The organism is Trichococcus ilyis, assembly GCF_900109135.1.
In the GTDB taxonomy this organism is placed as follows: Bacteria; Bacillota; Bacilli; order Lactobacillales; family Aerococcaceae; genus Trichococcus; species Trichococcus ilyis.
In genome coordinates this window covers 61,718-75,688 of the sequence record NZ_FNYT01000001.1, presented here as the reverse complement: position 1 = coordinate 75,688, position 13,971 = coordinate 61,718, and the positions used below count along the sequence as shown (strand labels likewise).

General features: G+C 47.4%; 15 protein-coding genes and 1 riboswitch. Of the genes, 1 reads left to right on the top strand and 14 read right to left on the bottom strand.

Annotated features, from left to right (window positions below; all coding sequences use genetic code 11):
• Positions 1-153: 153 nt before the first annotated feature.
• The 7 genes from BMX58_RS00355 to BMX58_RS00325 form a co-directional block, all read right to left on the bottom strand.
• The gene (locus tag BMX58_RS00355) at positions 154-429 is read right to left on the bottom strand and encodes an HU family DNA-binding protein (protein ID WP_068560639.1); all 276 of its coding nucleotides are present in this window, start codon (positions 427-429) and stop codon (positions 154-156) included.
• Positions 430-639: 210 nt separating this feature from the next.
• On the bottom strand, positions 640-1,953 hold the full coding sequence (gene der, locus BMX58_RS00350) for a ribosome biogenesis GTPase Der (protein WP_068620650.1): 1,314 nt from the start codon (positions 1,951-1,953) through the stop codon (positions 640-642).
• Between the two features lie 178 nt (positions 1,954-2,131).
• A complete protein-coding gene (gene rpsA / locus BMX58_RS00345) occupies positions 2,132-3,376 on the bottom strand; it encodes a 30S ribosomal protein S1 (protein ID WP_068620652.1) in 1,245 nt (414 codons plus the stop codon).
• Between the two features lie 157 nt (positions 3,377-3,533).
• Positions 3,534-4,229, bottom strand: coding sequence for a (d)CMP kinase (gene cmk, locus BMX58_RS00340; protein WP_068620654.1), 696 nt, complete (start codon positions 4,227-4,229; stop codon positions 3,534-3,536).
• A 62-nt stretch (positions 4,230-4,291) separates the two neighbouring features.
• Entirely contained in the window at positions 4,292-4,882 is a 591-nt protein-coding gene (locus BMX58_RS00335) for a LysM peptidoglycan-binding domain-containing protein (protein WP_068620656.1), read from the bottom strand.
• Between the two features lie 65 nt (positions 4,883-4,947).
• Entirely contained in the window at positions 4,948-6,387 is a 1,440-nt protein-coding gene (locus tag BMX58_RS00330; RefSeq protein ID WP_068620657.1) for a RecQ family ATP-dependent DNA helicase, read from the bottom strand.
• A complete protein-coding gene (locus tag BMX58_RS00325) occupies positions 6,380-7,450 on the bottom strand; it encodes a YpbB family protein (protein ID WP_068620658.1) in 1,071 nt (356 codons plus the stop codon). The genes BMX58_RS00330 and BMX58_RS00325 overlap by 8 nt, the downstream gene beginning before the upstream one ends.
• Positions 7,451-7,490: 40 nt before the next feature.
• Here BMX58_RS00325 and BMX58_RS00320 point away from each other — a divergent pair, with 40 nt between their 5' ends.
• On the top strand, positions 7,491-7,727 hold the full coding sequence (locus BMX58_RS00320; protein WP_068620659.1) for a ferredoxin: 237 nt from the start codon (positions 7,491-7,493) through the stop codon (positions 7,725-7,727).
• Between the two features lie 114 nt (positions 7,728-7,841).
• Here BMX58_RS00320 and BMX58_RS00315 read toward each other — a convergent pair whose 3' ends face one another.
• The 7 genes from BMX58_RS00315 to BMX58_RS00285 form a co-directional block, all read right to left on the bottom strand.
• Positions 7,842-8,411, bottom strand: a complete 570-nt coding sequence (locus BMX58_RS00315; protein ID WP_068620660.1) for an ECF transporter S component — start codon at positions 8,409-8,411, stop codon at positions 7,842-7,844.
• 125 nt (positions 8,412-8,536) lie between these two features.
• Positions 8,537-8,664: riboswitch (FMN riboswitch) on the bottom strand.
• A gap of 107 nt (positions 8,665-8,771) precedes the next feature.
• A complete protein-coding gene (locus BMX58_RS00310) occupies positions 8,772-10,571 on the bottom strand; it encodes a sensor histidine kinase (RefSeq protein WP_068620661.1) in 1,800 nt (599 codons plus the stop codon).
• The gene (locus BMX58_RS00305) at positions 10,568-11,290 is read right to left on the bottom strand and encodes a response regulator transcription factor (protein WP_068620662.1); all 723 of its coding nucleotides are present in this window, start codon (positions 11,288-11,290) and stop codon (positions 10,568-10,570) included. The genes BMX58_RS00310 and BMX58_RS00305 overlap by 4 nt, the downstream gene beginning before the upstream one ends.
• A 31-nt stretch (positions 11,291-11,321) precedes the next feature.
• Positions 11,322-12,059 carry a pseudouridine synthase gene (locus tag BMX58_RS00300; RefSeq protein WP_068620664.1) on the bottom strand — a complete coding sequence of 246 codons (738 nt, stop codon included), beginning with the start codon at positions 12,057-12,059 and terminating at the stop codon, positions 11,322-11,324.
• Positions 12,060-12,093: 34 nt separating this feature from the next.
• On the bottom strand, positions 12,094-12,714 hold the full coding sequence (gene scpB / locus BMX58_RS00295; protein WP_068620666.1) for an SMC-Scp complex subunit ScpB: 621 nt from the start codon (positions 12,712-12,714) through the stop codon (positions 12,094-12,096).
• Complete coding sequence (locus BMX58_RS00290) at positions 12,707-13,480, bottom strand: segregation/condensation protein A (RefSeq protein WP_068620668.1); 774 nt, start codon at positions 13,478-13,480, stop codon at positions 12,707-12,709. Before BMX58_RS00290 ends, scpB begins: the two co-directional genes overlap by 8 nt.
• Entirely contained in the window at positions 13,477-13,869 is a 393-nt protein-coding gene (locus BMX58_RS00285) for a GNAT family N-acetyltransferase (RefSeq protein ID WP_068620670.1), read from the bottom strand. The genes BMX58_RS00290 and BMX58_RS00285 overlap by 4 nt, the downstream gene beginning before the upstream one ends.
• Positions 13,870-13,971: the final 102 nt, after the last annotated feature.

Sequence of the window (13,971 nt, the reverse complement as noted above, 5' to 3'; positions counted from 1 at the left end):
CATTTTATCATAAAGTTCAGCATCTGTATCTATTTGTATCTCGCCCTTTTGCCTCTAAGAAGTCACAGTGCAGACGTCTGCAGAGCGTCTACATCATTTCCCCCAAAAAAATAAAGTTGGAACCCCGCAAGGCTCCAACTTCATTTTTAAGAATTATTTAACCGCATCTTTCAATGCTTTACCTGGTTTGAATGCAGGAATTTTGCTTGCTTCGATTTGGATTTCTTCCCCTGTTTGAGGGTTGCGTCCTTTACGAGCTGCACGGTCACGAACTTCAAAGTTACCAAAACCGATAACTTGAACTTTCTCGCCGTCTTTCAATGCTTCTTGAATCACTTCAAATAATGCATCAACGCTTGCTGTAACATCCTTTTTGGTCAAGTTTGTTTTTCCAGCAACTCTTTCGATCAATTCAGCTTTGTTTGCCATGTTGTCCTTTCACCTCCTTTAAATAAAGAAGAATACATGCTTTCTTTGATAACACAACAAAACATGGAATAACTATTTTTGAGTGGTCCAAAAACAGTCCTGAAATACCGCAGTCGAATTGAAAAGATATTTCTAATAAAGAATAGCACACAAACCGTGCTACTGCAACGATTATAGTGGATTTAATGGCTTCGTAACGGTATTTATTGATTATTTTTTCTGTCTGGCAATCAAACGGAATGGCGTCCCTTCAAAATTGAACGAATCGCGGATTCTGTTTTCAAGGAAACGCTCATACGAGAAGTGCAGCAATTCCGGATCATTGACGAAAACCACAAATGTCGGCGGTTTTACGGCCACTTGCGTCATGTAGTAAATTTTCAGACGACGGCCCTTGTCTGTCGGCGTCGGATTGTGCGCAACAGCATCCATCAAAACGTCATTCAGTAAGGATGACGAGATGCGGCGGTTTTGGTTCTCACTGATTTCCTTGATTTTTGCAGGGATCTGGGACAGGCGCTGTTTCGTCATTGCGGAAACGTACAGGATCGGTGCATAAGAGAGATACTGGAATTCATTGCGGATTTTTTCCTCGAATTCCTTCATCGTATGATTATCCTTTTCCAATGTGTCCCATTTGTTCACCAGGATGATGATCCCTTTGCCGGCCTCATGCGCGTACCCGGCAACTTTTTTGTCCTGCTCTTGGATGCCTTCTTCGGCATTCAGCACGACCATGACGACATCCGAGCGTTCGATCGCACGGATGGCACGCATCACGCTGTACTTTTCAGTCGATTCGTAAACCTTGCCTTTTTTCCGGATTCCGGCTGTATCGATCATTCGGAATTTTGTGCCTTCCGCATCCACGAACATCGTATCGACCGCATCGCGGGTCGTGCCTGCGACATTTGATACGATCACCCGCTCTTCACCCAAAATGGCATTCACCAAAGAGGATTTCCCGACATTCGGACGTCCGATGAAGCTGAAATTGATGATCTGTTCCTCATCCGCAGCTGCGTCTTCGGAAGGGAAATTCGCCACAACCGAATCAAGCAGATCCCCAAGACCGAGGCCATGACTGCCGGATACAGGATAGGGATCGCCCAATCCCAGGCTGTAAAAATCAAAGATTTCGGCGCGCATTTCCGGATTATCCACTTTATTGACCGCCAAAATGACGGGCTTATCTGATTGGTAAAGGATGCGCGCAACATTTTCGTCGGCATCCGTCACACCTTCCCTGACGCTTGTCAAAAAGATGATCACATCGGCTTCCTCAATCGCCACTTGCGCCTGCAGCTTGATTTGGCTCATGAACGGCTCATCCGTTATGTCGATTCCGCCTGTATCGATGATATCGAATGTTTTGCCGAGCCATTCTCCTTTCGCATAGATTCGGTCGCGCGTGACACCTGCGACATCATCGACAATCGAAATTCTTTCTCCTGCCAGTCTGTTGAATATTGTTGATTTCCCTACGTTTGGTCTGCCCACTATGGCTACTACTGGATTTGGCATCTAACCTCCGCCTTTCTTTTCCTCTACAACAAAAATCTTTTTTGTTTATTCGCTCTCTGTGTATGGTCTTCTCAATGTTTTCGTCCATGTCATTTATAACATACATCCAGCGGGAATAACAACAAAAAAAGGGCATGGATGGAATTCCATGCCCTCACATGTTCATTTTCCTTGCTGATTAGGCTTCAGAGTCGTCTTTCAAACCAGAAAGCTTTTCACCTAATAAATCTGCTAATGTGAAGTTTGCGTCCGAATCATCGGCCACATATTCTTCGATTTTTTCCTCTGCTGCCGCTGGCGCTTCAGTCGCAGCTTTTTCCTCCAAAGCTTTGATGCTTAAAGATAAGCGTTGCTCATCTTCTTTGGCATCGAGAACTTTGACTTTGATTTCTTGGCCTTCCTGCAGCACTTCATGCGGGGTCGCAATGTGTTGGTGCGAAATTTGGGAAATGTGGACCAACCCTTCAACGCCCGGGAATACTTCCACGAAAGCACCGAAGCTTGTCAAACGTTTGACGACACCCGTCAAAACAGCACCAACCGGCGCTTTCTCAGCGATTGCATCCCAAGGTCCAGCTAAAGTATCCTTGATGCTTAAGGACACGCGGCCGTTTTCCTTGTCGATGGACAAAATTTTCACTTTGACTGTTTGGCCGATAGACAAAACGTCTCCCGGATTCTTCACATGTTCGTGGGCAATCTGTGAAATGTGGACCAAACCGTCCACGCCGCCCAAGTCGACGAAAGCGCCGAAGTTGGTCAGACGTGCAACTTTGCCTTCCACGATGTCACCTGCAACCAATTCATCCATCAATTTGCCTTTGTTGGCTTCCTTTTCGGATTCCACAACCGCTTTGTGCGATAAGATCAGGCGATTTTCGCTTGGTTCAAGTTCAACAATCTTGAAGGTCATCGTTTTGCCTTTGTAAGAGCTGAAATCTTCGACAAAATGATCTTCAACCATGGAAGCCGGAACGAACCCTCTCACGCCGACGTCAACGACCAATCCGCCCTTGACGACGTCTTTGACAGGCGCTTCGATGATTTCGTTGTTTTCGAATTTATCTTGGATTTCTTTCCATACGATTTTGGCATCGACACGACGCTTCGAAAGTAAAAAGCTTCCATTTTCTTTGTCTTTTATTTGTTTTATGACAACCAGATCCACTACGTCACCAACGTTTAGGATTTCAGTAACTTCGTCGAATGGTTTTGCAGATAGTTCGTTGTAAGGGATTACTCCTTCAACGCCGCCCCCAATGATTCCTACGATGGCTTGTCTGTCCTGGATGCTCAAAACCTCACCTTTGACAGTATCGCCCACCTCAATGGATAATGCTTCATCCAGCACATCTTGCATAGTCTGCTCGACGTTGTTGGACTCTTCTTCATTTAATTCTGGGTTTTCAATGTAATCTGACATGTAGCTATTCCTCCTAAAAGTCTGCGGCAACCGATTGGCTAGTTCCCTTAACTGCTCCGCCTTGCGACGAAGCGATTAATGCTTGACTCTATATTTTTGAAACCGTAATACTGCATATAATCATTCTAACATCTTTGCTCAAAATCGTCTAGTATTGTTAATTCAATGTTTGTAAGGGGTTTAGACGTTCTTTGATAATACTCAGGATCCTTTCCACAACTTCTTCGATATCCAGATGGGTAGAATCCAGGACGATGGCATCTTCCGCTTTTTTCAACGGCGAAATCGCCCTAGTGCTGTCCAAATGATCGCGGAGCTTCATATCCTCCGTCAACTCCTCCAAAGAAGTGGTCATGCCCTTGGCCAGGTTTTCTTTGTACCTCCGTTGCGCTCTTTCTTCCGCTGAGGCTGTCATGAAGATTTTGACCTCGGCATCCGGCAAGACTACGGTGCCGATATCCCGACCGTCCATTACGACGCCGCCGGAATGTGCGATTTTTTTCTGACGGGCAACCATCTCTTCACGCACCTTCGCGAATGAGGAAACCAAAGAGACTTTTTGGGTCACTACTTCCGATCGGATCGACTCAGTCACATCCTCATCGTTCAGAAACACGCGTTGACTTTCATTCCCGGCTGTCGAAAAGGTGATGCTGATTCCTTTCAATAACTTGCTCAGCGCCTCTTCGTTTTGGAGATCAGTCCCGTTGGATAGCGCCGCATAAGTCAACGTCCGGTACATCGCCCCTGTATCCAGATAGATGTATCCTAATGTTTCCGCAACTTTCTTCGCGATGGTGCTTTTCCCTGCCGATGCGGGACCATCAATGGCAATCTTCATTTTTTTCACAATAACCCTCCGACTTCATTCTATCCGATTTCATTTGAAAAAGCCGTCTTGTCAGACGGCTTTCGTTATTTGACGTTCAATACCATGCCGATTTGTGCTTCCGTGCTGCTCAACCCGTTAGCCTGCATCAATTCATCCAACGTCATCCCATGGTTCAAAGCGATCCGGTAAAGGTTGTCACCGGCTTTGATGGTGTAGGAATTATTGTATTCCCCGGTGGTTGTTTCCGGTTCTTCAACCGGCGCAACAGGCGTTTCGGCTACTGCTGGCGCATCGCTTGAACTTGGGGTTTCCGCAATCGATGATTCTGGTTCCGTGGCGCTCTCAGCGACTTCCGGGGATGCTTTAGTCTCTTCGGAAGACACTTCCTCACTGCTCTCGACAGAGGAACTGGCCACTCTTTTGTTGATCATCACTTGTTCGGCACTTTTTGGTGCAGGAGTATTTTGACTTTGTTTGTTGAAATAGATGGTTGCAAAAGGAATGATCAGAATAGCCAAAAAGAGAAACAGCAATACTTTTAATAGAGGTGCTACTTCTTTATTTTTTGTGTTTCTGGCCGATCGTGAGTACTGCCGGCTCTTCAGATTCTCATCTTCGCCGAACTTACGTGACCAAGGCTCTCCATTATTGCGATTGCGGTTCTTTTTATCCATTCGGGTTCCTCCTATAAGTGATTCACAATAATTGTAGCACATTTCCGCGAATTTGGGGTTAAATTTTATAAAAGAAAAAGGTCGGACAGGATTTTTTCCCACTCTTTCATCATTGCCTTTGGAACCGCCTTCCGGCCGCTCTCTGCCATTGCCGTCAAAGGGTCGCCGTTTCCGCAATTGTCGCAGCAGTGTGTCGGCTTGGCAAGGGTGTTTTTCCCGAAATAGGCGGAGATGTATTCACGTCGGCAAGTCTTGGTTTCGGCGAATCCCTTCATGCGTTTCAGCAGATCGCTTTTCAGCTCATGGCGGGCCCCGACGAATCGTTTCGCTTCCTCTTTTGTGAATTTCAGCCTGAGGATGTGCTCCAGCAACGTCTGTTCTGTAGGTGTCCCGTAATCGGGATTGATGGCTTTGTTTTTGATGGCACTTTCAATCGCATGATCATTCGGGAAGTCGTTCTGCAACATCTTCAGCTTGAAGTTGAAATCCGTTTCCGAATACAACAGGACTGCCATGCTTTGCCGGCCATCCCGCCCCGCTCGCCCGATTTCCTGTACGTATTCTTCAAGCGAATTCGGCAGATGATAATGGATCACATAGCGGATGTTCGGCTTATTGATCCCCATTCCGAATGCGCTTGTAGCGCAGACGACATCCAATTCATCCTGCAGGAACTGATGCTGGATGGTGATCCTGTCTTCATTCGTACGGTCTGCATGATATGCTTCTGCGCGCAAACTTGTTTTTTGGCGGATTATGAGAGCTACAGCATCAGCTTGCGCTTTACTTGAAAAGTAAATGATGCCCGGTGATGGGAATCTTTCCAAAAGCTCCAGCAAGTGTTCGCCTTTCTCTTCCGGCAGTAATGCGGTAACTTTGTAATAGATGTTGGCGCGGTCGACTCCGCCTTCAAAGACACTCAGATCATTCCCATCGATCTGAAGGGATCCGATGATGTCCTTCATCACAACAGGTGTCGCCGTGGCGGTCAATGCCAATGTCAATGGCTTGCCTAACGCTTTTCTGGCCGCACCCAGAAAAAGGTAGTCCGCGCGGAAATCCAACCCCCACTGCGAAATGCAGTGCGCTTCATCCACCACAAACAAAGCCAACGGGATTTGCTTGAGCTTGTTCATGACGGCTTGGTTCTGGAGCATCTCAGGTGAAAGAAACAAAAATTTGATCCGATCCAACTTGTTCAACAACTTTTGTCTTTCGTCGAACGACAACAGGCTGTTCAATGAGGCCGTCCGCTTTTCGCCCATAAATTTCAACTGTGCGACTTGATCTTCCATCAAAGAGAGCAGGGGCGAAACGATCACGACGATCCCTTGGGAAAGATAACCGCTCAACTGATATATCAAGGATTTCCCTGTCCCTGTAGGCAAAGTGGCTAGTGTATTTTTGCCCGCCAACAACGCCTGGATCGGTTCCAGTTGGCCGGCTTTGAAAGCAGTGTAGCCAAAGTATTTCTGAAGTGCCGCCACCAATTTTGCTTCATCCATTTTTGGCTTTCACCTCGCTTCTGATTTGGATCAAGCGCGACTCGAAAAAGTTGATAGCCGGGAATGCTCTCTGGATTTCCCGGTAATCGACCCGTTCCAGCCTTTCCTCCAGCTGGTGGAGATAACGCAATTTTTCCGCATCCAAAAATCTCTCCTCAGGAAAATGCGCATAAATGAGCGCGCTCTCGGCAAGATGATCCTGGATTGTGCTCTGTTTCAACCCCCGCATCGAAATGATCTCCTCGATGCCGTAACCCTGCAGGAAGTACCGCATCGTCGTTTCTGCGCTTGCAGAAGCCAAGCCGTTTTCGGCAAGCGTCAGTTGCATGACCCTCCCAAGTGCAGGAAAATTTTCCGGTTCCGCCTCCAGTGCAGCATACAATCTCAGCCAGTTTTGGTGCAGCAGTATCCGCACTTCCGCCTCATCCAGCGAGAAGAGCGCCGCCATTTGGCCGGTTGTTCTCCTTAGTTGTCGGTTTCCTTCAAATTGAAGCGCAAACAGCCCTGCCTCTCTTCCTGGCAACCGCGACAAGTACAGATACCATTCCTCGCCGTACCTTTTCGCGAAGGCCGACTTATCCTCAGGCTGCTGCGCCAATAAGCGTTTTATCCAATTTTGCTCTTTCGTTTCCCTTTCGATGGGATCGTATTGTTTATTTTTGTGCAGCATTTCCGATAGGACTTGGACAAGGAACAGCAGCCGGCGTCGCAAAATGCCTTGAACAAGCGCAAACTTCATTTGATATGGTAATGCAAAGTGCGCGTGCTCACCAAAAAAAACGGCCTTTTCCCCGCGTCCGGCTTCTGTAAGCAGATAGCCTTCACCAGCATCGCCGGCGATCAATCCCTGCGAGCGCAAGCGCTCCAACCCTTTCTTCAATACCTCCGGCTTCATGCCCGGCATCACACTGAAGTAGGCCTCAAGATTGTATTGCCGGCACTGCAGCATGGTCGACACGGTCCGCTTCCCGATCAGGACATAATAAAGAGTCGCTTCCTTGACGGGGCGTTCGGTTGAAATGCAATCCAAAAAAAGATACTCTGTATAGGTCAGATCTTTCATTTATTCACCACCAAATTTTTGTAAAGAAGGTACTTTCATCATGTATTATACCAAAGTAAATCAGGATAGCTGCATCGCTTGCGGACTTTGCCAAATTATTGCACCGGATCTTTTCGATTACACGTCCGATGGCTTGGCCTTAACTAAAATGGACAATAATGCAGGAACCCTGCCGGTACCTGCCGAACGTTTTGACACGTTTCTCGATGCCTACCGCAAATGCCCCACTGGTGCCATCCTGCGTTCCGATCGGCCATTCCCTCCTGCAGAGCAATGACGGAGGCACTGTTGCCCGCAAGCAATGGAACCGAAAAAGGCCGCACCCGAATCAATGATGATTCCGGTGCGGCCTTTTTCGTCAAGCCGACCCATTCTTTCCTGCCGCTTTCGATTATGCAAACGGGACTTTATTGTGTGCCAGCCATGGTTTCAATTTCGGCATCACCAAGAGGATAACCGCGCTGACGACAAGTCCTTTGATGATGTTGAAAGGCAATACGCCAGCCAAAACCAGTTCTTTGATCGGGCCCATTTCAAAGTTCAACAGGTACATGTACAACGGCGTGATGATGAACCAGTTGGCTACCGACAAGACAACCGTCAACACCAAAGTACCAGTCAGCAGTGCCAGCATGACAGCAGTCTTTGTTTTTGCTTTTTTCAACAGATAATAGACCGGCAATGTGTAAGAGAGCGTCGCCAGCAGACTCGCGAAGTCCCCGATCGGATATCCCATGTCTCCGCCTGTTTGAACGTAGTGCAACACGGAGCGGATGACAGCTGAGATGATTCCGCCGGCTGGCCCGTAAAGGAATAATGAAAGCAAAATCGGTAAATCGCTGAAGTCGATCTTCAGATACGAAAATGCCGGGATAACCGGGAAAGCGATGAACATCAGCACAAAGGCCAAGGCTCCGAACAGTGAAATGCCTACCAATCGTTTTGTTTTGTTTTGTTGCATGTTAATGAATCCTCCCTGTCGACTGTCTCAGAGATGGGTTCCTTCAAATCAAAAAAAGACCCTATTTTTATCATCCTCTAATGGACACGTAAAAATAGAGCCTTTGAAATTGCAATCCAAAGAAACCCCATCTTCTTCCATCCAGACTGTACTGTCGGTACTGGAATTACACCAGTTCAGCCCGCAACGAAACATTGCGAGGTCGTGGACTATCACCACCGGTCGGGAATTTCACCCTGCCCTGAAGACGAATCTTATTTATATTTGTTATATACAAACTATAAGCGATGCACGCCCGGATGTCAAGCAAATTATTACGGTTTCGAGATAATTGTTTCAGGAGTATTCCGCGGACGCTTTTCAGGCCGTCCGGAAAGGGAATCGAATCAAGAAAGTCGTCCCCACTCCCGGTTCACTGTGGACCTCGATTTCTCCATCGTGCGCTTCGACAACGGTCTTCACGATCGAAAGGCCAATGCCGGTTCCTTTTTGTTTCGAATAGGTCCGCGATTTGTCGTTTTTGTAGAAACGTTCGAATATGAACGGCAAGCTATCCGCCTGGATGCCGATTCCGTTATCGCTGATCTCAAAGACCACCTTATCCAACATATCATCCAAGCGGACGGTTATGTCGATGAACTTCTGGTGGCGCGTGCCGATCTCCGCGGAATAACGGACTGCATTATCAATCAGGTTGTAAAAAACCTGATTCATCTTTTCTTCGTCGAAAGGATAGGTTTGGATACCGTCGGTCAGTTCGTAGGAGAATTGGATGGCAGCCTCTTTGAAGCTGTTTTCGAATCTGCCCGACAAATGCGTAAAGAATGCCGCGAGATCGATCGGCTGCCTGTTCAGTTCAGCATAACCTGCCTGCATACGCGACAAATCCAGCAAGTTGTTCACCATCTTGTTCATTTCGGTCGTCTCATCCAAGATGATCTGGGCCATTTCGATTTTTTCGTCATTGCTCTCAGCGATATTGTCGATGATCGCTTCGCTGTATCCTTTGATCATCTGCAACGGGGTCCGCAGGTCATGGGACACATTCGTGATGAAATCCCCGCGGATGATATCCAATTGCCGTTCGTTCGTTACATCCTGCAACACAACCAGAACACCGGCTGTCTTTTGCAGCTCGGTTTGGACAACCGGAGTCACTTTCACATTATAATGCCGTTGTGCCCAGCTGAAGTCCGCTTCATTGCCGGCTATCGTTCGGAAGGCTTGCTGAACCATTTCCTTGAACTGGCGAGGAATCATCTGGCCTTCCGCATTTGTATCGACCCTCTTCCAGAAATCCAAAAATTCTTGGCCGGGTCCGTTCACCAACTTCAAGTGAAAGTTCTGGTCAAAATAAAGGATACCTGTCGGCAAGGAATCGAACAGATGGTTCAGCAATTCCCGTTCATCCCTGTTCATCAGTGTTGTGGCTTGCAGGGTCTTCCCGAGCTTGTTCATTGCGGTACCCAACCCGGAAATCTCATCGTAGGATTCGAAGGTAATCCTCTTGGAAAAATCATTGCGCGAATATTTGAAGGCTATATCCGTCATGACCTCAAGCGGCTCGGCCACATTCCTGATGAGATATTGGTAGTAGATGATCGTTCCCATAAGGTAGACGGTCAGCAACAACAAGGTGATGCTTTTTGCGTTCAGGCTATAAGCCTGAAATTCATCCAGATCGTAGTTGAGGATGAGCATTCCTGGTTTGCCTTGAAACTCAAAGCGGTGCACGAAAACCATCAGCAACAAGGAATTGTTATCCTCGTCATCGATGGTGATCCGGCTGAAGTCATCTTCTCCACCGGCGATTGCATCCAAAACCTGGTCATTCGCCATGATGTTCTCCAAAAGAAGTCCCGATTGCCTTTCCAATTCAGGGTTTTGCACAACAAATCGGCTCTCTTCCCCAATCTGGATATAATAGGACAGTTCCGGGGCCATCGTCTGATCCGCGGCCTCTCGCGTGAGATACGCTTCCGGATCCGAGACAACCTTTTCCTTGAATTCGACGATATTGTCCTGCAGAAGCTTGGTGTAGGTGTCTTCTATCGAGTTCACGCTGATTATGGCATGGCCGATGTACATCAAAGCCATGATGGCAACCGTCAAAAATGTCAACAGGATCCATGATTTGAGGAATATGCTCTTCCTTTTCATTGTCTATCGTCTGCCGCCTGGCCATCCGTCGGAGAGAATTTGTATCCCATCCCCCAAACGGTCACTATCATTTTTGAAACGGGTTTTGATTGCTTCAATAATTTTTCCCGCAATCGCTTGACATGGGTGTCCACCGTGCGCAGATCGCCAAAAAATTCATACTTCCATACTTCTTTCAGCAGAACTTCCCTGGTGAATATTTTTTCCGGGGATTTCGAAAGATAAAGAAGCAACTCAAATTCTTTTGGCGTCAAGTTGATGGCCACATCATCCACCAACACTTTTCTGGCATCCGGAAAGATTTTCAACATCGGGTATTCGATCGTGCTGGATTCGGTTTCTGAAGGTTTCGTCCGCTTCAGAATGGCCGCGACCCGCAGCATGACTTCCCTCGGGCTGAAAGGCTTCACAATATAGTCGTCTGCCCCCGATAGGAATCCCTCTACACGATTATTTTCTTCGCCCCTGGCAGTGATCATCATGATCGGTATTTCCTTCTCTTTGCGGACAATTTTAGCTACTTCAATGCCGGTCATGCCGGGAAGCATAATATCCAGCAGCACCAAATCATAATGGTTATTCAGGATCATTTCCACCGCGGTTGTGCCGTCTTCCGCCTCTGCCGTTTCATAGCCATCCTTTTCCAGGTAGAGTTTCAGCAATCTCCGGATGCGTTCTTCGTCATCCACAATCAATATTTTCCCGCCGGAATTTGTCATTGTGATCATCCTCTCTGATTCGATACAAATACTACCTTTTTGATGCCTTCTCGTTCGAAAGAGCCATGTTTTTCAATTTCTCGATCTCAAACGCTTTTAATTCCCGGTATTGCCCTGGCTTCAGATCACCCAGCGTGAGGAACCCGAATGCTTCCCTTTTCAGCTTTTCGACGGGGCAATTGATTTTCTCGAACATCTTCTTCACTTGATGGTTCCAGCCTTCATGGATGGTCAATTCGATGATGGCTGTATTTTTCTGAGAATTGGCAGAAATCAGCTTAGCCCTTGCCTTGGAAGTTTTTTTGCCATCGATCACGATGCCGTTCTCCAATTTATTGAGATCGGAACGGGTGGGGATGGAACCGACTTTGGCGACATATGTTTTATCGATATGGTACTTGGGGTGCGTCAACAGATTCGCAAACTCGCCGTCATTCGTCAGCAGCAGCAGTCCAGTCGTATCGTAGTCCAACCTGCCGATCGGATAGATCCGTTCCTTCACGTTGAAGAAGTCAGTGACGACCGTCCGATCCTTGTCATCCTTCACCGCGGAGAGGGTGTTTTTTGGTTTGTAGAACAAGTAGTAGACGGGCTGTTCCCGATAAATCGGCAAACCATTCACTTCCACTCTGTCGTTTTTTGAAACTTTGACGCCCAATTCCGTCACAATCTTTCCGTTTACGCTGACTGCTCCTGCAGCAATCAGTTCTTCGGCTTTCCGGCGTGACGCAACTCCGGCATGAGCAATAACTTTCTGTAATCTTTCCATTTATTCACCTATTATTCTTATTTGTTTTTGTGATTCATTCTTGTTCCGGCAGGATCAAATCGTCCTTGAAAAAAGCAAGTTGCCCGTCCGTTTCGTCATCCGATGGGAAATCAAAAAGATCGAAAGACTCATTATCCTGCATCTGGAACAATTCATCAACATTCGGCAGATCATCTATCGTGGTCAAGCCGAAATAATTCATGAAATAATCCGTTGTGCCGTAGATGATCGGTCTTCCCGGCGTTTCAGAACGGCCGATTTCCTTGATCAAGCCCCTCAGCAGCAGCCTTTGGACCAGGCCTGCGGACTGCACGCCGCGGATCTGATCAATTTCCATCCGCGTCAATGGCTGCTTATACGCGATGATCGCCAGCGTCTCCAAGGCAGCTTGAGACAGATGGGTCGCGAACGGCGAAACAGCATACATTTTGACGAGTTCGGCGTAATCCTTTTTGGTGGCCAGTTGGAATCTTTTGCGGGTTTCGATCAGCGTCAAACCGGACTGGCTATTTTCATTGTGGCTCGCCCGCATTTCGGCAAGCAAATTCTGCGCTTCCAATGTGGTGACTTCCAACAAGGAAGTGATTTCATCCATGCTCAGGCCATCATCCCCGGCAACAAACAGCAGGCTTTCCAGTGCCCCTTTTTTATTCATTTATTAAAACTCCCATATTGCGTATTAGGAAAATGTCCCCATATGTTCCTTCTTGAGAAAAGTTGATTTTCCTTTCCTTGACCAATTCCAGCATCGCCAAAAAAGTATTCACAATCTGCGATTTGGTCTGCACTTCAAAGAAATCCGTGAAGGGCAAGCGGCAGTCCGAATCAGCCGGCAGGTTCTCCAACTTTTCCAGGATCCAGGTCATTGTCTGATCGACCGTATACTGTTCCTGTTCCATTTTTGCCTGCAGCGGTTTTTTCTTCTGCAGTTTCTGGTACATCTTCTGAAGCGCCGCTATCAAATCCGCAGCAGAAACCTCACCTGGAGCAAGCGGGATGGCTTGTTGAAGGTCCTCCAAGTCCGTTGCCGGCTTGGTGAAATACAATCCGCGTTCTTGTTCCATCGTTTTCAACGCCTTGGCCGCTTCCTGGAACTGTTTATATTCCACAAGTTGCTGGATCAACTCTTCCCGTGGATCTTCGCCCTCTTCGTAGAACTCCTCTTCGAACGTCACTTCTGGTTTCGGCAGCAGCATGCGGCTTTTTATCTCCAGCAAGGTCGCCGCCATCAGCAAGTAATCGCCGGCAACATCCAATTTCATCTCTTGCATGGTCTCCAGATAACGCAGGTATTGGAAAGTGACTTCCGCAATCGGTATATCGAAAATATCAACTTTCAGCTCCTTGATCAGGTGCAAGAGGAGATCCAACGGACCCTCAAAATCCGGCAAAATGAGGGTGAGTTCATTTTGTTCGCTCACACTGATCCACTCGTTTCCTCATCGGCTCGGGCTTGCTGCTTTTGGTTCCATCTGGCGATGAAAGCCGCTGTCTCCAACGTCCCGTTGATTGCGCTCGCCGGATATTGCTGCTGCAGACCGTCCAGCAAGCGGTGGACGATGCCTTCCTTCCGAAAAGAAGGCGAGACAGCGATATGACGGACCAGCACCACGGCTTCGCTGATTTCTATGCCTATCAAAGCAACAATATTGTCTGTCTCTTCGTCTTTCCACAAGAATAGCTTCCTGTCGGCATTTTCGATGTAGCTTTCCATTTCCGCCTTCAGCCTCGCTACATTTTTTAGATCCGTCACATAAGAAAGCAGTCCCATAGCTATTTTTTCACATGATTGATTATAAGAAATGAACACTTCTATCTCCTTCTCACTTTGTATTTGCTTTGATATCCGCTCTAAGGACCAACATTCCGAACGGATATGCCTCTTCGCAACAACGTGATACGAGAGAGGTCC

What these genes read in the sequence shown, in the direction of transcription:
- der (WP_068620650.1), bottom strand. Translation starts at nt 1,953, where the DNA reads ATGCCAAATCCAGTAGTAGCCATAGTGGGCAGACCAAACGTAGGGAAA.
- BMX58_RS00320 (WP_068620659.1), top strand. Translation starts at nt 7,491, where the DNA reads ATGTATTATACCAAAGTAAATCAGGATAGCTGCATCGCTTGCGGACTT.
- BMX58_RS00300 (WP_068620664.1), bottom strand. Translation starts at nt 12,059, where the DNA reads ATGGAAAGATTACAGAAAGTTATTGCTCATGCCGGAGTTGCGTCACGC.
- BMX58_RS00355 (WP_068560639.1), bottom strand. Translation starts at nt 429, where the DNA reads ATGGCAAACAAAGCTGAATTGATCGAAAGAGTTGCTGGAAAAACAAAC.
- BMX58_RS00305 (WP_068620662.1), bottom strand. Translation starts at nt 11,290, where the DNA reads ATGACAAATTCCGGCGGGAAAATATTGATTGTGGATGACGAAGAACGC.
- BMX58_RS00310 (WP_068620661.1), bottom strand. Translation starts at nt 10,571, where the DNA reads ATGAAAAGGAAGAGCATATTCCTCAAATCATGGATCCTGTTGACATTT.
- scpB (WP_068620666.1), bottom strand. Translation starts at nt 12,714, where the DNA reads ATGAATAAAAAAGGGGCACTGGAAAGCCTGCTGTTTGTTGCCGGGGAT.
- BMX58_RS00335 (WP_068620656.1), bottom strand. Translation starts at nt 4,882, where the DNA reads ATGGATAAAAAGAACCGCAATCGCAATAATGGAGAGCCTTGGTCACGT.
- rpsA (WP_068620652.1), bottom strand. Translation starts at nt 3,376, where the DNA reads ATGTCAGATTACATTGAAAACCCAGAATTAAATGAAGAAGAGTCCAAC.
- BMX58_RS00330 (WP_068620657.1), bottom strand. Translation starts at nt 6,387, where the DNA reads ATGGATGAAGCAAAATTGGTGGCGGCACTTCAGAAATACTTTGGCTAC.
- BMX58_RS00325 (WP_068620658.1), bottom strand. Translation starts at nt 7,450, where the DNA reads ATGAAAGATCTGACCTATACAGAGTATCTTTTTTTGGATTGCATTTCA.
- BMX58_RS00315 (WP_068620660.1), bottom strand. Translation starts at nt 8,411, where the DNA reads ATGCAACAAAACAAAACAAAACGATTGGTAGGCATTTCACTGTTCGGA.